The 22,683-nt window shown below is 54.7% G+C and carries 18 protein-coding genes and 1 pseudogene; 18 read left to right on the top strand and 1 reads right to left on the bottom strand.

What is annotated here, in order from left to right:
• Window positions 1-12 precede the first annotated feature (12 nt).
• Both aroC and ACUN9X_RS10855 read left to right on the top strand, forming a co-directional pair.
• Window positions 13-1,116, top strand: coding sequence for a chorismate synthase (gene aroC / locus ACUN9X_RS10850; RefSeq protein WP_445473055.1), 1,104 nt, complete (start codon window positions 13-15; stop codon window positions 1,114-1,116).
• 117 nt (window positions 1,117-1,233) lie between these two features.
• Window positions 1,234-2,418, top strand: a complete 1,185-nt coding sequence (locus ACUN9X_RS10855; protein WP_445473056.1) for an MFS transporter — start codon at window positions 1,234-1,236, stop codon at window positions 2,416-2,418.
• A 97-nt stretch (window positions 2,419-2,515) separates the two neighbouring features.
• Here ACUN9X_RS10855 and ACUN9X_RS10860 read toward each other — a convergent pair whose 3' ends face one another.
• Entirely contained in the window at window positions 2,516-3,382 is an 867-nt protein-coding gene (locus tag ACUN9X_RS10860) for a LysR family transcriptional regulator (protein WP_445473057.1), read from the bottom strand.
• 187 nt (window positions 3,383-3,569) lie between these two features.
• Between ACUN9X_RS10860 and leuC the strand changes: the two genes are divergently transcribed.
• The 16 genes and pseudogenes from leuC to ACUN9X_RS10940 form a co-directional block, all read left to right on the top strand.
• On the top strand, window positions 3,570-4,985 hold the full coding sequence (leuC, locus tag ACUN9X_RS10865) for a 3-isopropylmalate dehydratase large subunit (RefSeq protein ID WP_445473058.1): 1,416 nt from the start codon (window positions 3,570-3,572) through the stop codon (window positions 4,983-4,985).
• A gap of 42 nt (window positions 4,986-5,027) precedes the next feature.
• Window positions 5,028-5,681 carry a 3-isopropylmalate dehydratase small subunit gene (gene leuD / locus ACUN9X_RS10870; protein ID WP_260035566.1) on the top strand — a complete coding sequence of 218 codons (654 nt, stop codon included), beginning with the start codon at window positions 5,028-5,030 and terminating at the stop codon, window positions 5,679-5,681.
• A 22-nt stretch (window positions 5,682-5,703) separates the two neighbouring features.
• Window positions 5,704-6,783 (top strand): 3-isopropylmalate dehydrogenase, encoded by a 1,080-nt coding sequence (gene leuB, locus ACUN9X_RS10875; RefSeq protein ID WP_445473059.1) that lies wholly within the window; start codon window positions 5,704-5,706, stop codon window positions 6,781-6,783.
• Window positions 6,784-6,919: 136 nt separating this feature from the next.
• Window positions 6,920-8,035 (top strand): aspartate-semialdehyde dehydrogenase, encoded by a 1,116-nt coding sequence (gene asd / locus ACUN9X_RS10880; protein WP_445473060.1) that lies wholly within the window; start codon window positions 6,920-6,922, stop codon window positions 8,033-8,035.
• A gap of 377 nt (window positions 8,036-8,412) precedes the next feature.
• Window positions 8,413-11,640, top strand: a complete 3,228-nt coding sequence (locus tag ACUN9X_RS10885; RefSeq protein ID WP_445473061.1) for a FimV/HubP family polar landmark protein — start codon at window positions 8,413-8,415, stop codon at window positions 11,638-11,640.
• 123 nt (window positions 11,641-11,763) lie between these two features.
• Window positions 11,764-12,684, top strand: a complete 921-nt coding sequence (truA, locus tag ACUN9X_RS10890) for a tRNA pseudouridine(38-40) synthase TruA (RefSeq protein ID WP_445473062.1) — start codon at window positions 11,764-11,766, stop codon at window positions 12,682-12,684.
• Entirely contained in the window at window positions 12,684-13,313 is a 630-nt protein-coding gene (locus ACUN9X_RS10895) for a phosphoribosylanthranilate isomerase (RefSeq protein WP_445473063.1), read from the top strand. Before truA ends, ACUN9X_RS10895 begins: the two co-directional genes overlap by 1 nt.
• Window positions 13,306-14,514 (top strand): tryptophan synthase subunit beta, encoded by a 1,209-nt coding sequence (gene trpB / locus ACUN9X_RS10900; protein WP_260035772.1) that lies wholly within the window; start codon window positions 13,306-13,308, stop codon window positions 14,512-14,514. The genes ACUN9X_RS10895 and trpB overlap by 8 nt, the downstream gene beginning before the upstream one ends.
• A gap of 17 nt (window positions 14,515-14,531) precedes the next feature.
• On the top strand, window positions 14,532-15,344 hold the full coding sequence (gene trpA, locus ACUN9X_RS10905) for a tryptophan synthase subunit alpha (RefSeq protein WP_445473064.1): 813 nt from the start codon (window positions 14,532-14,534) through the stop codon (window positions 15,342-15,344).
• Window positions 15,345-15,398: 54 nt separating this feature from the next.
• A complete protein-coding gene (accD, locus tag ACUN9X_RS10910; RefSeq protein ID WP_445473065.1) occupies window positions 15,399-16,340 on the top strand; it encodes an acetyl-CoA carboxylase, carboxyltransferase subunit beta in 942 nt (313 codons plus the stop codon).
• On the top strand, window positions 16,324-17,595 hold the full coding sequence (gene folC, locus ACUN9X_RS10915) for a bifunctional tetrahydrofolate synthase/dihydrofolate synthase (protein WP_445473066.1): 1,272 nt from the start codon (window positions 16,324-16,326) through the stop codon (window positions 17,593-17,595). Before accD ends, folC begins: the two co-directional genes overlap by 17 nt.
• A gap of 147 nt (window positions 17,596-17,742) precedes the next feature.
• The gene (locus ACUN9X_RS10920) at window positions 17,743-18,414 is read left to right on the top strand and encodes an SPOR domain-containing protein (protein ID WP_445473067.1); all 672 of its coding nucleotides are present in this window, start codon (window positions 17,743-17,745) and stop codon (window positions 18,412-18,414) included.
• A 153-nt stretch (window positions 18,415-18,567) separates the two neighbouring features.
• The gene (locus ACUN9X_RS10925; protein WP_260035582.1) at window positions 18,568-19,134 is read left to right on the top strand and encodes a CvpA family protein; all 567 of its coding nucleotides are present in this window, start codon (window positions 18,568-18,570) and stop codon (window positions 19,132-19,134) included.
• A gap of 6 nt (window positions 19,135-19,140) precedes the next feature.
• A complete protein-coding gene (gene purF / locus ACUN9X_RS10930) occupies window positions 19,141-20,664 on the top strand; it encodes an amidophosphoribosyltransferase (protein ID WP_445473068.1) in 1,524 nt (507 codons plus the stop codon).
• 18 nt (window positions 20,665-20,682) lie between these two features.
• Complete coding sequence (locus ACUN9X_RS10935; protein ID WP_445473069.1) at window positions 20,683-21,906, top strand: O-succinylhomoserine sulfhydrylase; 1,224 nt, start codon at window positions 20,683-20,685, stop codon at window positions 21,904-21,906.
• 194 nt (window positions 21,907-22,100) lie between these two features.
• Window positions 22,101-22,499 (top strand): annotated as a pseudogene (locus tag ACUN9X_RS10940) (DNA translocase FtsK 4TM domain-containing protein); the annotation flags it as partial.
• Between the last annotated feature and the right edge of the window lie 184 nt (window positions 22,500-22,683).

The raw sequence follows: 22,683 nt of genomic DNA on the forward strand, positions 1-22,683 counted from the left end.
AGAATCTGTTTTATGTCTGGAAATAGTTTTGGAAAGCTCTTTACGGTCACGACTTTTGGCGAGAGCCACGGCATTGCGCTCGGGGCCATCGTCGATGGCTGCCCGCCGGGTATGGCGTTAACAGAAGCTGATCTTCAGCGGGATCTTGATCTTCGCAAGCCGGGAACATCACGCCATACGACCCAGCGCCGGGAACCTGATCAGGTACGCATTCTCTCCGGTGTTTTCGAGGGTAAAACCACGGGCACACCTATCGGCCTGATGATCGAGAATACCGATCAGCGCTCAAAAGACTATTCCAAAATTCAGGACCAGTTCCGGCCAGCGCATGCTGACTACACCTATATGCACAAGTATGGTTTTCGGGATTACCGGGGAGGCGGTCGTTCGTCAGCGCGCGAAACGGCCATGCGGGTGGCCGCGGGTGCCATTGCCAAGAAATTCCTCAGTGAACGTCTTGGGATAAAGGTGAGGGGCTACCTGTCTCAGCTTGGTCCGATCGAAATCGACAAACTCGACTGGAGCCAGGTGCATGAGAATCCCTTTTTCTGTCCCGACGCCAGCCGGGTTCAGGAGCTTGAGGACTATATGGACGCCCTTCGAAAGGAAGGCGATTCTGTAGGTGCTCGTATTAACGTTGTGGCCGACAATGTGCCTCCTGGATTGGGCGAGCCGATATTTGACCGGCTCGATGCTGATTTGGCCCATGCGTTGATGAGCATTAACGCTGTTAAAGGCGTTGAGATTGGTGCCGGGTTCGGTGCCATCGCCCAGAAAGGCACCGAGCATCGCGATGAGCTGACACCGGAAGGCTTTCTGTCAAACCACGCGGGTGGTGTGCTGGGCGGCATTTCGTCAGGCCAGCCAATTCTTGCCAGTATTGCCCTGAAGCCTACATCAAGCTTGCGCCTGCCAGGGCGTAGTATTGATTCACAGGGAAATCCGGTGGAAGTGATTACGACCGGTCGTCACGACCCTTGTGTGGGCATTCGGGCTACACCTATCGCCGAAGCCATGATGGCGATTGTGCTGATGGACCACTACCTGAGACATCGTGCCCAGAATGGCGATGTGATGGTTGAGACGCCAGACATCGAAAAGGCCGGACGCAAGTAAGGGAGACAGCAAGGGTGCTGCAACACTTGTTCTGCGACTGTCATGTAAGGCGGAAATCCGCGAAAACGTGGCGTTTACGTTGTGGCAATGGCGTGTTGAGCGTGTTCCCAGTGCCATATGACTGAGCGCAGCCCTGACCAAGCTCCTTTCGCTATCTACTGGCGTCTTTCCAGCCTGTACTTCTGGTTTTTCGCGCTTCTCGGGGCAATGTTGCCTTATTGGTCGCTTTACCTCGAGAATCGCGGTTTCGGTTATCTTCAGATTGCCACTCTGATGGCCACTATCCAACTCACCAAAATCATATCGCCCAATCTTTGGGGATGGCTCGGTGACCGCACGGGTCAAAGGGTCCGTTTGGTGCGTCTCGGCTCGGTCATGGGGGCGCTGTGTTTCATTGGTGTGTTTTTTGAGCCTGGCTTTTACGGCCTGATGTTCGTCATGCTGGCGTTTACCTTCTTCTGGAATGCCGTTCTTCCGCTTTATGAAGTTATCACCTTGCAGGGGCTGGGAAAGCACCGCGAGCGATACGGCAAGGTCAGACTGTGGGGCTCGGTTGGGTTTATTGCCTCGGTTGCGCTGGTGGGGTTGGTGCTTGAATACGTGTCACTGCGCTGGTTGCCGGCAATACTGATGCCCCTGTTTGCAGGGATCGTGATGGCGGCGTTCTGGGTACCTTCGCAATCCGGTAGCATTAAACCTTCGCGATCCCCGGGTCAGCTCAAGGCTGTGCTTTTCCAGTCTTCTGTCATGGCGTTTTTTGCCATGAATATTTTGCTTCAGGTTTCACACGGCGCCTATTACACGTTCTTCAGTATCCACCTGACCAGTATCGGCTACGACAAACTCGAGGTCGGGTTGCTCTGGTCGCTGGGTGTGTTGGCGGAAATCGGACTGTTCCTGTTGATGCATCGGGTATTTCAGCGCTTCAGCGTTCGGATGATCGCCTTGATGGCGCTGGTACTGACATTGCTGCGCTGGTGCCTGATTGCCGAATATTCTCAAATTGTGGCGGTGCTGATCATCGCGCAATTGCTTCATGCTGCATCCTATGGCGCGTTGCACGCTGTTTCTGTTAATTATATCCACAGCTATTTCGGGCATCAGCATCACGGTCAGGGACAAGCCTTGTATAGCGGGCTGACATTTGGCGCGGGTGGTGCGGTCGGCGCCTGGCTGTCGGGATTCCTGGTCGAATGGCAAGGCACTGCCTTTGCATTTTGGGGGAGTGCGGCCGCTATTTTTATAGCGCTAATCGTGGCGGCTATCTGGCTGCGTTCGCCCCCGGAACCGCGGCCATCCTGAGAAAATTGTCACCAACATATTGCGAGTTGAAACTCATAGTCACTAAGACCACGTTAGGCTTTTTGCGCCAAACCCAGACGCTTCGGTGAGTTTTCGGTCAGTGCATGTCCTTCACAATTCTGAGCAATGCGCGAGCGGCCGGGCTCAGTTCTCGTCCTGCAAGCCCAACAGCACCCAGCATCCGTTCCAATTGATGCGGTACTTCTAGCCGGACCAGTGATTCGTCGGTCATCTTCAAAGGCAGCACGCTCCAGCCCAGTCCGACGCTTGTCATCATCTTGAGCGTTTCAAGGTAATTGGTCGGCATTTGAGGATTGAGTGTCAGGCCCTCGCTCAGAAACAGCCGGCTGACCACCCGGTAGGTGGCGGTGCCCGTGTCCGGGAGCAGCGCGCTATAGGGTGCGAGTGATGCGAGCGTGGGCTGTCGAACGTCTGCCAGTGGATGCGTTTTACCGCAGACGAAAACCATAGGATCCGCCCATTGTTCGTGCACGTTAAAGTGCTGATCCATTGCGTCATTCAGTGTCACGAAGGCAAGTTCACATACCCGACGACGCATTTGTTCAAACGCGCTCTCGGAATCCATGAACTGAAGCGCCAGTTCGACCTGCGGGAATTCCCGGTTAAAGCGCCGCAACCACGCCGGGAGGTGGTGCAGGCCGATGTGGTGGCTCGCGATAACCGGTAGGCGACCTGCGATGCGATGTGTCGTTGTTTCCAGGTCCAGGCGGGCATTGTGCAGCTCATCGAGAATACGGCGAGCGTAGGGTAGCAAGCGACTACCCGCATCGGTCAGCGCCATGCCGCGCTGGCGCCGGTCAATCAGCGCTGTTCCTAACTGGTTCTCGAGCGATGCCAATCGTTTGCTAATCGCAGGTTGAGTCAGGTGAAGTGCCTCAGCTGCCTCGGAAAACGATTGGTGGTCGACGATCGCGACGAATGCTGAAAGCGATTGAGTGTCCATGTCCCCGGAAGGCTCCAAGTAACCGTAACAATTCTGAGTGGTTTTAATGTATTCCAGATTGGAATGCAATATATAAGAAACATGAATTGGGGTTATTGAGTTGATCAGTTTATTATGACGGTCATTGTTCGATAAAAACTACCGTTGATGAGATGCGAGGGCATGAGCCCCAGCTTTAGGAGGCCAAATGGCGGGTAAAACGTTATATGACAAGTTGTGGGACGACCATCTCGTCAAACAGCGCGATGATGGTTCGGCATTAATCTATATCGATCGTCACTTGCTTCACGAAGTGACCTCGCCTCAGGCCTTTGAAGGGCTGCGGCTCGCAGATCGCAAGCCATGGCGCCTGGACGCCAACCTGGCGACGCCTGACCACAACGTGCCGACTACTGACCGGGTGCGCGGCATCGACGGCATTGATGATCCGGTTTCCCGTATTCAGGTGGAAACCCTTGATAAAAACTGCGATGAGTTCGGCATTCTCGAATTCAAGATTCTCGACCAGCGTCAGGGGATTGTTCACGTCATCGGGCCGGAGCAGGGCGCTACGCTGCCAGGCATGACGATCGTTTGCGGCGACTCGCACACCTCAACGCACGGCGCTTTTGGCACGCTTGCGCACGGTATCGGCACATCTGAAGTCGAACATGTGCTTGCGACCCAGTGCCTGGTCCAGCAGAAGATGAAAAATATGCTGGTGAAGGTCAACGGCGCACTGCGCCCTGGCGTAACAGGTAAAGATGTGGTGCTGGCAATTATCGGAAAAATCGGCACTGCAGGCGGAACGGGCTACGCCATCGAGTTTGGTGGTGAGGCCATTCAAAGTCTGTCAATGGAAGGTCGAATGACGATCTGCAACATGTCGATTGAAGCCGGTGCCCGGGTTGGCATGGTGGCCGTAGACGACACCACGATTAATTACGTTAAAGGCCGGCCTTATTCACCGAAAGGTGAGAACTGGGATTTGGCAGTATCTGCATGGCGCGATCTCCACAGTGATGCGGATGCGGTGTTCGACAAGGTCGTGGAGCTTGAAGGCGCTGATATTTTGCCGCAGGTGACCTGGGGTACCTCGCCGGAAATGGTCGTGGGTGTTGACGGCATAGTGCCTGACCCTGACAAAGAATCGGATCCGATCAAGCGGGAAGGCATTGTTCGTGCCTTACGTTACATGGGGCTTGCGGCGAATACGCCGGTTCAGGATATTCAGCTTGATCGCGTATTCATCGGATCGTGCACCAACTCGCGGATCGAGGATCTGAGGGAAGCAGCGGCAGTTGTTAAGGGGCGCAAGGTTGCCGCATCCCTCAAGCAGGCGATGGTGGTTCCGGGTTCCGGTCTGGTCAAGGCGCAGGCGGAGCAGGAAGGTCTGGACAAGGTGTTTATTGAAGCGGGCCTTGAGTGGCGCGATCCGGGCTGTTCCATGTGTCTCGCAATGAACGCCGACAAGCTTGGGCAGGGTGAGCATTGTGCATCAACTTCAAACCGGAATTTTGAGGGTCGTCAGGGCTTTGGTGGTCGCACACATCTGGTTAGTCCCGCGATGGCGGCTGCCGCTGCGATTGCCGGTCACTTTACCGATGTTCGCGACTATCTGTGATCATCCGTGACGATCTAAACGACATTCACTAAGGAGTGCGCCATGCGTAAATTCAACCAACATTCAGGTATTGCGGCGCCGATTGATCGGAACAACGTCGATACCGACATGATTATTCCAAAGCAGTTTCTCAAATCGATCAAGCGAACCGGTTTCGGTCCCAATCTGTTTGATGAGCTGCGTTACCTTGATGAAGGTAAGCCGGATCAGGATAGCTCGCAGCGTCCGATCAACCCGGATTTCGTGCTTAACCAGTCGCGCTATGCCGGAGCCAGCGTTATGCTCGCGCGCCGTAACTTCGGTTGTGGTTCCAGTCGTGAGCATGCGCCCTGGGCACTCGATGATTACGGCTTCAGAGTGGTGATTGCGCCAAGTTTTGCTGATATTTTCTATAACAACTGCTTTAAAAATGGGTTGTTACCCATTGTTTTAGATGAAAATATTGTTGACAGGTTGTTTGACGAATGCGCGAGCAATGAAGGTTACCAACTGTCGATTGATCTGCCGGCGCAAACGGTTACAACCCCTTCCGGCGAGACGTTCAGTTTTGATGTGGATGCTTTTCGAAAGCACTGCCTGATCAACGGCCTGGACGATATCGGGGTTACCCTGGAAGACAGCGCACTGATCAAAAGCTATGAGGCCGAGCGCCGCAAACAGTCGCCGTGGTTGTTTGATTCATTCACCCATTCGTGAAGATGAGTAAGGAAATTCTTCTATGAGCCAGTCAGTTCTGTTGTTGCCCGGTGACGGTATCGGGCCTGAAATTGTTTCAGAAGCGGAGCGTGTGCTCCATAAGGTAAATGAAGCGTTCAGTCTTGATCTGAGATTCGATACGGCCAAAGTCGGCGGTGATGCGATTGATGCGACCGGCGAACCGCTGCCTGCAGATACGCTGGACAAGGCCCGTAAGGCTGATGCGATTTTGCTGGGCGCCGTAGGCGGACCGAAATGGGATGGTATGGAAATGGCGCTTCGCCCTGAAAAAGGGTTGCTGGGGCTGCGTTCGAATCTCGAGTTGTTCGGCAACCTGCGCCCGGCGATTCTCTATCCGCAGCTTGCTTCGGCTTCTGCGCTCAAGCCCGAAGTTATCTCGGGTCTGGATATCTTGATTGTTCGTGAGCTGACCGGCGGTATCTACTTTGGTCAGCCACGCGGTATTCGTGAGCTCGAGAATGGTGAACGTCAGGGCTACAACACCTACGTTTACAAAGAGTCCGAGATCCGCCGTATTGGTAAAGTGGCGTTTGAGGCAGCGCGCCAGCGCAATGGCAAACTCTGCTCCGTGGACAAGGCGAATGTGCTGGAAGTAACGGTGCTGTGGCGCGACGTCATGAATGAACTTGCCGCTGATTATCCTGATGTGGAGCTGTCCCACATGTACGTCGACAATGCGGCGATGCAACTGGTCAAGGCGCCAAAGCAATTTGACGTGATTGTGACCGGGAACATGTTTGGTGATATTCTTTCTGATGAAGCGGCTATGTTGACCGGGTCGATTGGCATGTTGCCATCTGCCTCGCTCAACGCCGAGAAGCAGGGCATGTACGAGCCCTGTCATGGCTCCGCGCCTGATATCGCAGGTCAGGGTATTGCCAATCCTTTGGCGACCATTCTGTCTGCTGCGATGATGCTCCGCTACAGCCTGGGAGCAGAGGAAGCCGCCGCTGCCATCGAGGCCGCCGTAGGTCGCGTACTCGATCAGGGGCTGCGTACCGCTGATATTATGTCGGAAGGCGCAACACAGGTCAGCACCCGGGAAATGGGTGACGCTGTGTTGGAAGCGTTGACGGCATAAGGATCGCCGGTTACAAATCTAAATTCGTGTCGAGGCCTGACGATGACATGATGCCGTCATCGCAGGAATATTCATCCGGTCCGCTCCCGGCGAAAGGGGACAGGGGCCGGCATAAAACGAGGTTCAAAAGTCGCACATGAAGCGAGTTGGACTTGTAGGTTGGCGTGGCATGGTAGGTTCAGTCCTCATGCAACGCATGCGCGAAGAAAACGATTTTGCGGATATCGATCCGGTTTTCTTCTCAACATCTCAAACTGGTCAGCCTGCCCCTGATGTGGGTAAAGCTGACGTGCCGCCATTGAAAGATGCGTTCGATCTCGACGAGCTGCGCAAGCTTGACGTGATTGTGACGTGTCAGGGTGGCGACTACACCAACAAGGTATTCGGGCCTTTGCGCGAATCCGGTTGGGAAGGTTACTGGATTGACGCTGCGTCGTCCCTGCGGATGGCCGATCATTCAGTCATCGTGCTGGATCCGGTCAACCGCAATGTGATTGACGAGGCGCTCGAAAAGGGCGTTAAGGATTACATTGGTGGTAACTGCACCGTGAGTCTGATGATGCTGGCCCTCGGTGGTCTGCTCGAGAAAGATCTGATCGAGTGGGTTTCGCCGATGACATACCAGGCAGCCTCTGGCGCCGGTGCCCAGAACATGCGCGAGCTGATTGAGCAAATGGGGTCTTTGCGTGACGGAGTGGCGGATCAGTTGGCAGATCCGTCATCGGCGATTCTGGATATCGATCGCCAGGTTTCTGAAACCATGCGCGGCGCTGACTTCCCAATCGATAACTTCGGCGCGCCATTGGCGGGCAGCCTGATTCCGTACATCGACAAGCAGCTCGAGAGTGGTCAGAGCAAGGAGGAATGGAAAGCGCAAAGCGAAACCAACAAGATTCTTGGTCGCAGCGAGTCTCCCATTCCGATCGACGGCATCTGTGTTCGAATCGGTGCGATGCGTAGCCACAGTCAGGCGATGACCATCAAGCTTCGTAAAGATCTCCCGGTTTCGGAAATCGAAGCCTTGTTGGCCGGCGGTAATGACTGGGTCAAGGTCATTCCGAATGATCGAGACGACAGCATTGCGGAGCTGACGCCAGCGAAGGTCACGGGCACTCTGAGTGTGCCGATTGGCCGCATTCGCAAGCTTGCGATGGGTCCCGAGTACATTTCTGCATTTACCGTAGGGGATCAGCTCCTGTGGGGCGCAGCCGAACCGTTGCGCAGAATGCTGAGAATATTGCAGGAACGATAAGCCAAAAGAACAGATCAGATCTTGATGTGCTGATCTGTTCCTGACGCTTGTATAGAAAACCATCAGGGGCGATGACTGAAACGGTCTATCGCCCCTGTTGTTTTTCTGGCGTGTAAACTTAAGGCTAACCCCGTCACTTTAGACGCATATTTGTAAATTAATGTGTTTTGACAGGATGTTCCGCACAACTTCTGAACTACAATTACAACGATTGGGTCTGATCAATTGATAAAACGGCATTTATCAACAATACTTTCGCAGATATCAAAACCATAAAGTTGCTGAACAACAAAAATTAAAGACGAAAGTCATCCAATCTCGTCCGAGTCTTTTAAAAGACAGCAGTAACGAATAACGGAGACTGGTAAGGAAAAAGCATGAAGGTACGCAAACTTGCGGTTGCCCTGGCTCTTGTGGGAGGGCTGGGTTCAGGCATGGCTAACGCGCTTGGTCTGGGAGAAGTGGAGCTTCAGTCTTATCTGAATGAGCCACTGGACGCAGATATTGCTCTGCGCAATACAGGCGACGTTAGTCCGAAGGAGGTTTTCGTAAACCTTGCTTCGCCTGATGTTTTTAACAGAGTTGGCATTAGTCGGGACTTTTTCCTTACCAATCTTCAATTCGAAGTGTCTACAGCAGCGAATGGTCAATTGGTCGTGCATGTCACTACCAAGCAGCCGGTTCGTGAGCCATACCTGAACTTCTTGATCGAAGTGACCTGGCCGAGCGGCAAGCTCCTGCGGGAATATTCAATGCTGCTTGATCCGCCACTCTATGCAGACCGGCAATCGGCTGGTGAGCCCGTGTCCGCTCCAAGAACTTCGGCAGCGCCGCAGTCTTCTCGGCAGCAGACCCAGCAACCCACTCCTCGCCCGACGCCGACACGCGCGACTTCTGGAAGCAGCCAGTCGACTGGCGGTAGTTATGGCGACACGTTTGGTCCTACCGGAGCGGCAGACACCTTGTGGGGCATTGCCCTGCAAGTTCGGCCTGACAGTAGCTACACTCCACAGCGTGTCATGCTTGCGCTGCAGGACCAGAACCCCGACGCTTTCATAGACGGCAATATCAATCGCCTTAAACGTGGCCAGGTTCTGCGCATTCCCACAGCAGAGCAGATTGAATCGCGTACCAATCAACAGGCCTACCGAGAAGTTGTTGCTCAAAACAAGGCGTTCAACCAGCCTGCGCCGTCCCTGGACGCTACAGGCCAGCAGCCCGAGAACACAGCGTCAGCTCCTCAGCAAAGTGGAGACGAGTTAAGGCTTTCAGCCAGCTCGGACGACACGTTGAGTGCTGCCGAAGGCGGTTCTGCCGGTGGCGATGAAGGGGTTGCCGGTGGTGCTGATGGTAGCTCGGTTGCTGCCATGGAACAGCTCGACAAAACCCGACGCGAAAATGAAGAGCTCAATTCCCGGGTTCAAGATCTTGAGTCGCAGCTTGAAACCATGCAGCGGCTGGTAGAGCTCAAAAATAACCAGCTCGCAGAGATGCAAGGTCAAGCAGCTGACGTAGCCGAGAGCGATGTTGCTTCTGCCGATGACGCTGACGCAAATGTATCGCCTGAAACCGCCGGCAGTGAAGTGGCTGGTGATCAGGAAAATCCGGCGGAAAGCGCTAATGACTTGTCTTCTGACCTGAATACTGAAGGCGTAGTCGATGAGGAAGATGCTGTAACCAGTGATGACAGTGCCGAAGCTGAATCAGGCATGATGGCTGAAGAGGGTGCTGAGTCATCAACAGCCGAAGTCGGTGCTGATGACGAAAACGCTGACGCCATGGCGCCTGCGGGTGAGGTCGACCCTTCCGCTGATTCTGAAGATATGGACGCTGAATCCATGGAATCTGAATCTCCAGCGGATACGACCGTTTCGAATGCCCCGGCAATGACGGAAGAAGCGTCAGAGCCTGCGCAGGAAGTTGAGTCCGCCCCGGTTGAAGTCGAAGAAGCACCCAAGAGCAAGGGTTTCTTTGGTGATCTCGTTGATCAGCTGAAAAGCAATACGCTCTATCAGATAGTGGCCGGTGGTATCGGTATTCTGGTACTGCTCCTGTTGGCATTGCTGGCACGACGTAATGCGAACCGTGAGAAGGCGTTCTACGACCAGCTCAATAGTGAATCTGACCATGAGTCGGAAACGATTGATCTCGATAGCGATGATTATGATACCGCGGTAGAAGAAGAGAAGGACGCATTGGCTGAAGCCAACGCGTACATCGCATACGGCCGCCTGGATCAGGCGTCTGAGGTGCTGGAATCTGCAATCTCCAGAGAGCCGAGCCGAACAGACCTTCGCCTGAAGCTGTTGTCGGTTTATGCCGTTGGCGGTGACCGGGATGCATTCGAGCGTCAATACGGTGAGCTTGAAGTGCTGGAAGACGATGCAGCACTGGCCGAAGCAGACGTTTTGAAGAAGCGTCTGGCCGAGACTGAGTCAACTCCGAGCATTGACGAGCTGGAATCACAGCTGCGTTCGGAGAGCACGCCTGCAAGTGCGCCGTCTGCCGAGCAGGATGACGGTATCGACGATACTTTCGCCTCTCTGGATAACAGTACTGGTTTTGGTAGCGGCGAGGATCGTGCTGAAACAAGCGAGTTGGAGACAGATTCACTGGACGGTTTGGATCTGGATGAAGATCTGGATCTTGGTACTGATTCACTTGAAGGTGATGACGCTGCCAAGGAAGACAAATCCGACTCTCCGATTGAGTACGATATTTCGGATCTTGGTCTTGAGTCTGATGAAAGTGACAAGGATGAGCTGAATTTGACCGAGGAGTCGGCATCTGACTCTGCGGATGCTCCGACCGAGGACAAAGAAGAAAGTCTCGATATCGACTTTACGCTGGAAGACGATCTCCCGGAATCCGGCGAAGAGACAACCGAGCTTACCGAAGACGATTTCGGGTCGCTGGATCTGGATGAAAGCATGCTCGACGAGCCTGCACCTGCAACCGATTCGCCCTACCACGCGACATCAGACGACGAACTGCCTTCGCTTGAAGATGACGAGTCAGCTTTGGTGACGGACGACGAAGGCAAGATCGACGAGTCCTTCCTTGATGATCTGGATGCCGAGCTCGATAAAGTGGCCAATGAACCTGAGGACGAAACGGTGTCTTCAGAAGCAGACGAGTTGGACGAGCTGGAGCTGGATGTATCGGATGATGATCTCGCCTTGATGGACGAGATGACAGGCGATGACGACGCTCTTGATGAGAGTGATGAAATTCCGGATCTCGACAAAGAGTTAGGCCTTGAAGACTCGCTGACAGAAGACGAAGTGTCTGCTGAGGGCGACAGCCTGGACGCAGAGGCTGATGATCTTGATGTACCCGAATTGACGCCTGCTGAAGAATCTGCGGCAGCTGACAAGCCCGCGACTCCAGCGACTACGGAGTTTGATGAAGCCGCAATCGACGATGAGGATGACTTTGATTTCCTCGCCGGTACAGACGAAGCGGCAACCAAGCTGGATCTGGCGCGCGCTTACATCGAGATGGGCGACGCTGATGGCGCTCGGGACATTCTCGAAGAAGTCGCGATTGAGGGTAGTGAAGGTCAAAAGGCTGAAGCGCAGGAGTTGCTTAAAAATATCTCCTGATTCGTTATAATGCTGTATCTGACGCCGGAAGTGGTCATCGCTTCCGGCGTCTTTGTTTTGGGGGCCGGATTTTTCCAACACCCCGGATAACATTCAAGCCGATGCAGAACGGATTTTCTCACGTTGACTTCCAGTGCTTCTTCCTCAGCCGATTTTCATGTGCTCGACGGTGATACCCCCGTGGGGGAAGGGCGTGTTGCGCTGGTTTTTGAGTATAACGGGTCGGGCTTTCACGGTTGGCAGTACCAAAAGTCCGGCATTCCCTCTGTAGAAGGTCATTTGCAGCAGGCGTGCTCCAAAGTCGCGAATCACGAGGTCGAGCTGGTTTGCGCCGGTCGAACGGACGCCGGAGTGCATGCATCAGCGCAGGTCGTGCATTTCGATACGCCAGTTAGCCGCAGCATGCGATCATGGGTGATGGGGATCAATACTGCGCTGCCACCCGGCATTAGTGTTCGGTGGGCGGGTAATATGGACGATGCTTTTCACGCACGCTTTTCAGCCGTCAGTCGCCGTTATCGCTATATCATTGCAAGTCAGGCGGTGCGCCCTGCAATTGGCCAGGATTGTGTATCCTGGACCTATCGGGTCCTCGATAGTGACGCAATGAACCGCGCTGCGCAGTACCTTGTGGGCGAACATGATTTCAGCGCTTTTCGCGCAGCCGGGTGTCAGTCCAAATCGCCGTTTCGCAATGTTCACGCCGTCACGGTTACCCGCCACTCGGCTTATGTTGTGATTGATATCCAGGCAAACGCCTTCCTCCATCACATGGTGCGCAACATCGCGGGTGCATTAATGGCTGTGGGTAGCGGGGAACACCCCGAGCACTGGATTCGTGACATACTGTCTCTTGGTGATCGCCGTAAAGCGGCGGTGACGGCGCCACCAAACGGACTTTTTCTGGTCAATGTCGGGTACCCCCAAGCGTTCGGTCTGCCGTGTGAGGCGCCTGGGCCGGCTTTTATCGAACCCTGGATGTCGCCCGACCAGCAACGGCCCATTCCGGGCCAACGTTATGAACACGCTGGGGCTTCCGAGTGATGACTTCTCGTACCAAAATCTGCGGAATTACCTGTAAGGAAGATGCGCTGGTGGCAGCCCGTGCGGGAGCGGATGCCATTGGTCTGGTTTTTTATGCCCCCAGCCCTCGCGCTGTCACCGTCACCCAGGCTGCCGAGATTGTCAGCGCCTTACCTCCTTTTGTAACGACCGTTGGCCTGTTCGTTAATCCTGAGCCCGCATTTGTGCATCAGGTTCTGGCTGAGGTGCCGTTAGATCTTCTCCAGTTTCATGGCGATGAGCCTGAAGCATTCTGCGATCAATTCGATCGCCGCTGGATCAAAGCCGTCCGGGTTCGCCAGTCGTCGGATGTCATCGACGCATTTAAAGCCTATTCCCGGTCATCGGGGTTGCTTGTTGATGCGTATGACCCCAAACGATATGGGGGAACCGGTGCAACATTTGACTGGTCAATGATCCCGGAAAGTCGCCCGCTGCCTCTCATATTGGCCGGTGGTCTCAACTCTGCTAACGTATCGGCCGCTATTGAGGCTGTTCGGCCTTGGGCCGTCGACGTTAGCGGGGGTGTTGAGCGCGAAAAGGGGATTAAAGATCCCACCCGCATAGTTGAGTTTCTCAAAGAGGTGAACCGTGTCGGTAAAACTGACTGAAGAAATGCTGAAAGCACTTCCCGATAGCCGTGGTCACTTTGGTGACTATGGCGGACGCTTTGTATCAGAGACCCTGATGGATTCCCTGATGGTTCTTGAGCGGGAATACTACAAACTCCGTGATGATGCGGATTTTCAGGCGGCTTTTGATAAAGATCTTGCGGAATATGTGGGGCGGCCCAGCCCGCTGTACTTCGCAGAGCGCCTGACCCGGGAAACCGGTGGTGCACAAATTTGGTTGAAGCGCGAAGATCTGAACCATACCGGCGCGCACAAGGTTAACAATACGATCGGTCAGGCTCTGCTGGCCAGTTTTCTTGGCAAAAAGCGGGTCATTGCAGAAACCGGCGCGGGGCAGCATGGTGTTGCAACGGCAACGGTATGTGCACGGCTCGGGCTTGAATGTCACGTGTTTATGGGGGCTGAAGATATTCAGCGCCAATCCCTCAACGTCTATCGCATGAAGTTGTTGGGGGCGGAGGTTCATTCCGTCACCAGTGGTACCCGAACGCTTAAAGATGCCATGAACGAGGCCATGCGCGACTGGGTTACCAACGTCGATGATACTTTTTATATTATTGGCACCGCAGCGGGTCCGCATCCATATCCGGTGCTGGTGCGTGACTTCCAGTCAGTGATTGGCCGCGAGACCCGTCGTCAGTCAATGGTACAGGCCGGCAAGCTGCCGGATGCACTGGTCGCCTGTGTCGGCGGTGGCTCCAATGCAATTGGTATGTTCCATCCCTTCCTTGCAGACGAGTCTGTGGCGCTATACGGCGTTGAGGCAGGCGGTCTGGGTCTGGAAGGAGGGCAACATGCTGCACCTCTTTCAGCGGGTCGCCCTGGTGTACTTCATGGCAACCGTACGTACCTGATGGAAGACGAGAACGGCCAGATCGCCTCCACCCATTCGGTGAGCGCAGGGCTCGATTACCCCGGGGTTGGTCCTGAGCACAGTTGGCTCAAGGATATCGGTCGCGCCCAGTATGTTTCCGTAACTGATGACGAAGCCCTGGGTGGTTTCCGTCAACTGACGCGTGTCGAGGGCATCATGCCGGCGCTGGAGTCGGCGCATGCGGTTGCATATGGCGTTAAACTTGCGGCGACTATGGACAAGGATAAAATGATCGTGATCAACGTCTCCGGCCGCGGTGACAAGGATATTCACACCATTGCGGAAATTGACGGCATTGGCCTGTAACGGTTTCGGGGAAGAGCATGAGTCGTATTGAATCAAGATTAAAGCAACTGAAAGGTCAGGGTCGCAAAGCGTTGATCCCGTATATCACGGCCGGCGATCCGCACCCTGATCACACTGTTGAGCTGATGCATACCCTGGTAGCTGCCGGCGCTGACATCATCGAGTTGGGGGTTCCGTTTTCGGATCCCATGGCGGACGGCCCGGTTATCGCCCTTGCTTGCGAGCGGGCGCTCGCTCATAACACGTCGCTGCGGATGGTGCTGGAGATGGTTCGGCAATTCCGTGCTCAGGATAACGATACGCCTGTTGTGTTGATGGGATATCTGAACCCGATGGAAGCAATGGGCTATCAGGCGTTTGTCACGGCTGCCAAAGATGCGGGGGTTGATGGTGTGCTGACGGTTGACCTGCCACCGGAAGAGGCGCTCGATATTGCGCCGATTTTTGCAGAGAGTGGGCTTGACCCAATCTTCCTGTTGGCGCCGACCACCACTGAAGACCGCATCCGGTCAATCAGCGAACACGCCTCCGGTTATATCTACTATGTTTCAGTCAAGGGTGTCACTGGCTCATCAAGCATTAACGTCGACGACGTCGGGTCTAAAGTTAACAGCATTCGTGCGTTGACCTCGGTGCCGGTCGGCGTTGGGTTTGGTATTCGTGATGCGGCGACGGCTGCGGCTGTAGGGCGGGTATCCGATGGTGTAATTGTCGGCAGCGTTCTGGTCGATACAATTGCCAATAATCAGGAGAACATTGAGGCGCTAAAGGCTGCACTCACTAATCTGCTGAGGCCTATGCGCGAAGCGCTGGATGAGGTTGCTTCCTGAGCGAAACAGGGAAGTGCCGTAGCGCTAAACAGGATTGAATAACAGGATGACATCATGAGTAACTGGCTGGATAAGATCATGCCGAGCATGATTCGCTCGGACTCCAAACAGAGAACGAGCGTGCCAGAAGGGCTCTGGAAAAAATGCCCGAAGTGCGGTGCGTTTCTCTACAAACCCGAGCTGGACAAGAACCTTGATGTCTGTCCGAAGTGCGAGCACCACTTGCGGGTCTCAGCCCGCCGGCGTCTTGATATCTTTCTCGACGAAGACGGACGGGAAGAGATTGCGGCAGAGCTGGAGCCCTGGGATCGCCTGAAGTTCAAAGACAGTAAGCGCTACAAAGAGCGCCTGGCCCAAAACCAGAAAGCGACGGGCGAAAAAGACGCCTTGATTGCGATGAAAGGCCGCACGCTGGGCATCCCATTGGTTGCGGTGTCGTTTGAGTTTAACTTCCTCGGCGGTTCAATGGGTCAGGTGGTGGGCGAAAAATTTGTTCGCGCTGCCAACATCGCGCTTGAAGAGCGCATACCGCTGGTCTGTTTTTCTGCCAGTGGCGGAGCCCGCATGCAGGAAGCGATTCTTTCGTTGATGCAGATGGCCAAGACCGCTGCGGTACTGGAGCGGATGAAGCAGGAAGGTATCCCTTATATCTCTGTGCTGACGGACCCTGTTTTTGGTGGTGTTTCGGCGAGCCTTGCGATGCTGGGCGATCTCAATATTGCCGAGCCATACGCGCTGATTGGTTTTGCCGGGCCCCGTGTTATTGAGCAGACCGTGCGTGAGAAGCTGCCAGAAGGTTTTCAGCGCAGTGAATTCCTGTTGGAGCATGGCGCGCTTGACATGATTGTCCACCGGCATGATATGCGCTTCAAAATAGCGTCTGTACTTGCCAAGCTTACCGGTCAGGACCAGCCTGAGGCGGAAGCAGCCATCGACCTTGAAGGCATCAAACCTGATCAGCCTGCACCGGAATCGACAGATGCCCCAGCGTCCTGAGAATGGAGCGGGGCTGGATCTCTGGCTGAGCTATCTCGAAGCACTTCATCCTACCGAAATAGACCTTGGGCTTGATCGTGTCCTGATGGTACTTCGCCGCCTGTTTCCACGGCGGCCCGAAGCCCGAATCATCACCATCGGCGGCACCAACGGAAAGGGCAGTACTGTCGCTGCGCTTGAGCGACTTCTGCTCGATTCGGGTCGGTCTGTTGGGGCTTACACCTCGCCGCACCTTTTGCGCTACAACGAACGCGTCCGGATTAATGGTTCCGATGTTTCAGATGAGGTTCTGGTATCCGCCTTTGAAGCAGTTGAACAGGCGCGCAAGAATGTCAGTCTGACCTATTTCGAGTTTGGCACACTGGCGGCATTTGTTGCGCTCGCCAAGGCAGGCGTAGAAGACTGGATTCTGGAAGTAGGGCTCGGTGGTCGGCTGGATGCCGTGAACGTGCTGGATGCGGATCTTGCCATTCTCACATCCGTTGATATCGATCATGTCGCCTGGCTCGGCAATGACAGAGATACGATTGGGTTTGAAAAGGCAGGGATACTGCGACCAGATCAGGCTGCAATATATGCCGACGAAGATCCGCCACGATCAGTTTTACAGCAGGCCGCTGCCCAGCGTGTTCAGCTGAAACGCTACGGCATTGATTACCGCGTCGACAATCTCGGGGGCTCGACCCGATTTGAGAGCGAAGGAGGCAGTTGGCAGGCGACTTGGCCCACCAACCGGCTCCCGGTTAAAAGTCTAGCAGCTGCGGTGCAGGCCATGCGTATTCTGAGCCCGGAGACACCGTCCCCTCTGATTTCCGAATCTATCGGCAAGGTGGTGTTGGCTGGCCGCTTCGAGCAGCGCGGGACATCACCCCACGTGGTGCTGGATGTGGGACATAACCCCCATGCGGCCAGGTGGTTGAGTAGCCAGGTTTGCGAGCTTAACCTTTCGGGCAAGGTTCACGCGGTGTATGCCTGCCTATCCGACAAGGACAGTGCGGGTGTCATGGCCGCTATGGCCGAAGTAGTGGATAGTTGGTATATCACCTCACTGGATGTGCCGCGCAGTTTGCCGATTGATCAACTGCAGCAGATGGCGGGCTCGGTTCTTCCGGCTGGTTGCATCGTACAAACAGCCGACAACGTTGCCTCCGCTCTGCGGGCCGCAATCGCAGATGCCGGAGCCGACGACTGCGTGCTGGTTTTCGGTTCGTTTTATACCGTCGCCGAGGCGCAGAAGGCGCTCGCAGCACCCTGATAGTGAGTGGCGAGTTTATGCTATTGAGTGTGGGAAAATGCGATAAGTATCTTAAAGTTCCGTCATTCTGTCGGCCCGCCTTTGTGTTCCTTACGCTGTGGCGGTAGTATCGCGACAGAATCCCCCGAACACAGAGGACAGCTTCCTGTGGATGGTTTGAAGCAGCGTATTGTTGGTGCCTTGGTCCTGGTTTCCCTGGCCGTAATTTTTGTTCCCATGCTTTTTGACGAACCGCATACAGAGCGGCAGTCCCGGGTCATTGATCTGCCGGAAGAGCCCGCGTTCCCCTCGATGGACAACGAGGCGCCGCCTGAAATGGCAGACCCTGAAGTTACTGAGCCTGAAACAATGTCGGGCCAGATGCCTGAACCTGACCAGGAGGCTCCTGCCTATACCCTTCAAGAAGGCACTTCTGGAGCGCGCAACGTTGAGCCCGCTCCTGAGCCAGCGCCTGAAGTAAGTGAGCCGGAACCCGAGACTGCTCCAGCAGTCGCAGCCCCGGCGCCATCACCGGCACCTGCCGCAGAAAGCAAGCCAGAGCCTGCTCCTGAGAAAGACCCCCAATACTCGAAAGTGCTCGAGGGCGCCTGGTTGGTTCAGCTCGGCAGCTTCGGTAATGCTGACAACGCAAAGCGCCTGCGCGATAAGGTCAGAGAGCAGGGGTACGATGCTTATATTCAGTCAGTTGATCGCGAGGGAGCCAGTTTGTCCCGCGTCTTTTCCGGCCCGTTTGCGAGCGAGGATGACGCCCGTTCGGCTAAAGCCAAACTTGATAAATCGTTCTCGCTTAACAGTCTTGTGACGTCGAGTGGCAAGTAGCCACTCGCTTTGATGTGAAGAGCCGTTTCTGCTGAATTGCAACTCGACTTGATTGGTGATGCCTAATCACAGCATCTGTCTGTGTTCAAGGTATAGTGTGTCCCGGTTTCCTGATAGAATCCGCGCTTCTGAATTTGTCTGCTGAGTAGCTCCATGGATGCGTTGATCTGGATTGACTGGGTAATTATTACCATCATTGCCATATCAACCCTGATTAGCCTGAAAAGAGGGTTTGTCAGGGAAGCCCTTTCTCTTGTGACCTGGGTTGGCGCATTCATTATCGCCCGTACCTTTCACCCACAAATGCAGTCCCTTCTTGAAAGTACCGTTGAAACACCACTGGTGCGCTTGGTGGCGGCGTTTGCGATCCTGTTTTTTGGTACTCTTATAGTGGGCGCGGTTATTAATAACCTGATTGGTCAGCTGATCAAGGCTTCTGGCCTGTCAGCCACGGATCGGGTTCTGGGAATGGTTTTTGGCCTGTTGCGAGGACTGATTGTCGTCGTGGTCGCCATTGCCCTGGTCCGGTATACACCCTTGTCACGCGATACCTGGTGGCAGGAGTCGGTCATGATTGACCGGCTTGCAGTAGTTGAACAATGGTCCCGGCGTACGTTCGGGGATGAGTTTGAGCGTTTTCTTGGTCCGGCTGAAGAGTCTGTGCAGACTGCCAGGCAGGTTTCCAAGGGCGCAAATGTTATTTCTGACCTGGAGAAGTAAACACGCATGTGTGGCATTGTCGGTATCGTAAGCACCTCAAACGTCAATCAGACGCTGTATGATGCATTGACGGTTCTTCAGCACCGGGGCCAGGACGCGGCCGGCATCGTAACCTTTCAGGATGACCGGTTTTATCTGCGCAAGGACAACGGGCTGGTGAGGGATGTCTTCCGCACCCGGCACATGCGTCGTCTGGTAGGGAACGTCGGCATCGGCCATGTGCGCTATCCGACCGCAGGCAGTGCAAGCTCTGCCGAGGCGCAGCCGTTTTATGTCAACAGCCCTTACGGCATTACGCTGGCCCATAACGGGAATCTGACCAATGCGGATGAGCTGAGTCGGGATCTGTTCCGCACGGATCTTCGCCATATCAATACCAACTCTGATTCCGAAGTCCTGCTCAACGTGTTCGCGCACGAGCTTCAGAAACAGGGCAAGCTGGACCCGACCAAAGACGAGATCTTTGCTGCAGTCAGTGCCGTGCATGACCGTTGTAAGGGCGCTTATGCCGCCATCGCGATGATTACCGGTTACGGCATCGTTGGATTCCGGGATCCTAATGGTATCCGGCCCGCCTGTTACGGTGTGAGGGAAACCGAAGCCGGTACGGAATACATGATTGCCTCTGAAAGTGTCGCACTCAATGCTGCGGGCTTCCGTCTCGTGCGGGATATAGCACCGGGCGAAGCGGTTTATATCGAAACCGATGGCACCATTTACACACAGCAGTGCGCTGAAAAACCACACCTGGTCCCCTGTATTTTCGAGCATGTCTATTTTGCGCGCCCGGACACCATTCTGGACAAGGTGTCGGTGTACAAGGCTCGCTTACGGATGGGTGAAACCCTTGCAGACAAAGTGCTGAGGGAACGCCCGGATCATGATATTGACGTGGTCATACCGATTCCCGATACCAGCCGCACCTCTGCGATGCAGATGGCACACCGACTGGGAGTGAAATTCAGGGAAGGGTTTATCAAGAATCGCTATATCGGCCGTACCTTTATCATGCCAGGCCAGACACTGCGCAAAAAATCGGTACGCCAGAAACTGAACCCGATTGATCTCGAGTTCCGGGACAAGAACGTCATGCTGGTCGACGATTCAATCGTTCGCGGCACCACCTGTGAGGAAATCGTACAGATGGCCCGGGATGCGGGCGCCCGTCGTGTTTACTTCGCGTCAGCTGCGCCTCCGGTACGCTATCCCAACGTATACGGCATTGATATGCCGGCCGCCAATGAGCTGATTGCTCATGACCGTTCGGTAGAGGAAATCCGGACCTTGATTGGCGCTGACTGGCTTGTCTATCAGGATCTTGAAGACCTTATTGCTTGCGTGAACGACGTGAATCCTGAAATCGAGGGATGGGAGTGCTCGGTTTTTGATGGTAAGTACATCACCGGCGATATTGATGCTGCTTATCTGAGTAATCTTGAGAATCAGCGCAGTGATGCCAAAAAGCTGCAGAAATCGCCCGGTGCGACGACTGAAAACGGAATTATCGATCTTCACAATGACGACGACTGATATTGGGAGCGAGTGCATATGACCCGAGTTCGCGACGAGCATGTACTGATTCCCGAATCTGATCTTGAGGGTGTATCGGTTGATACGCTCGCCGTCAGGGCAGGTCAGATCCGCACAGACCAACTTGAACATAGCGACGCTATTTTCCCGACGTCGAGCTTTGTCTATGGCAGCGCGGCGCAGGCCGCTGCGCGTTTTGGTGGCGACGAGCCGGGTAACATCTACTCCCGCTTTACCAATCCGTCAGTGCAGGCGTTCGAGGCGCGTATCGCTGCGATGGAGGGTGGCGAACGTGCGGTAGCCACGGCCTCCGGTATGGCCGCGATTCTCAGCACCTGTATGGCATTGTTGCAGCAAGGGGATCATGTCGTGTGTTCCCGAGGGGTTTTTGGAACAACCAATGTGCTGTTCCAGAAATTCCTTGCTAAATTCGGTGTTGAAACTACCTTCGTCTCGCTGACCGATCTCGATGCCTGGAAGGCGGCAGTGAGCGATAGCACCCGTTTGCTGTTTATTGAAACGCCGTCCAATCCGCTCAGTGAAGTCGCTGATATGCAGGCGCTCGCAGATCTTGCACACCAGCATGACGCATTGTTTGTAGTGGATAACTGTTTCTGCACGCCCGTACTCCAGCGGCCTTTTGAATTTGGTGCAGATATAGTGGTGCATTCGGCGACCAAGTATCTTGATGGGCAAGGGCGTTGCATTGGCGGCGTTGTCGTCGGGCCGAACAAGTTGATGGATGACGTTTACGGCTTCTTGCGATCAGCAGGGCCAACAATGAGTCCGTTTAATGCCTGGGTGTTCCATAAGGGTCTGGAAACCTTACCGATCCGTATGCGTGCTCACTGCGAGAATGCGTTAGAGTTGGCCCGTTGGCTTGAGGCCCGGCCAGAGGTGGAGCGTGTGTACTACTCCGGTCTTGAATCGCACCCACAACACGAGCTGGCAAAGAAGCAGCAAAGTGGTTTTGGCGGGGTGCTGGCGTTTCAGGTGAGGGGAGGGCGCGAAGCTGCCTGGTCAGTGATTGATGCGACACAGATTATCTCGATCACCGCCAACCTCGGTGATGTGAAGACGACGATTACGCATCCGGAGACGACCACGCATGGGCGCCTCTCTGCCGAGGATAAAGTGAGCGCAGGTATAACAGAAAACCTGATCCGGGTTTCCGTTGGTATTGAGGCGATAGATGACCTCAAGGCCGATCTGGCTCGTGGTCTGGATGCGCTGGCCCGATAAGGGCTTAACGGTAAAGTCATAACAAGCCTGCTCGGCAATCGAGCCAAAGCGAGTCCATGTCAGAACGCAAAAAGACGAATCAAGCCAAAGAAAAGCAGTTAACGGCCAAGCAGCAACGGTTTCAGAAGCTGCTTGCTCAGGGTGGCCGCGAAGGCGCGCTGATCACCCTGGTCGTGCTGTGCATTTACCTTTTGATGGCGCTGACCTCCTATAGCGCCAGCGATCCCGGCTGGGCGAGTGTTGGTCACGATGTTAGCAGCGTCGCAAACTATGCGGGCCGCACGGGAGCCTGGGTTGCCAGTTTGCTGATCGATTTCTTCGGTCAGGTCGGATACCTTTTTCCTGTCATGGTTGGCTTCTACGCCTATTTATTGATCCGTCACCGCAACGAATCCCTAGATTTGCACTGGCCGCTTTTCGGGCTGCGTTTCGGCGGCTTTTTGCTGATTCTGCTGAGCGCAACAAGCCTGTTGTCGCTTTACTCCATCCTCGGTTTTGATAGCAGTTCCGGTGGAGTGTTGGGAGCTGAAGTCTCTGAAGCGATGGTGAGCGCGTTCAATTTACCCGCGGCAACGCTGATTCTGGTTGCGATTTTTCTTTTCGCATTGACGGTCTTTTCGGGGCTCTCCTGGTTCCGGGTAATGGACCTGTTGGGCGGCAGTACACTGAGGCTTTCCGAATGGCTTAAAACGCGTTTCAGCGGCAATGCAGACGATGAAGTCTATGATGAACCCGCCGCAGCCAATCGAAAACCCGAGCCCGCAAAACCGTCACGGC

The sequence above is a fragment of the Marinobacter sp. V032 genome, from assembly GCF_052645435.1.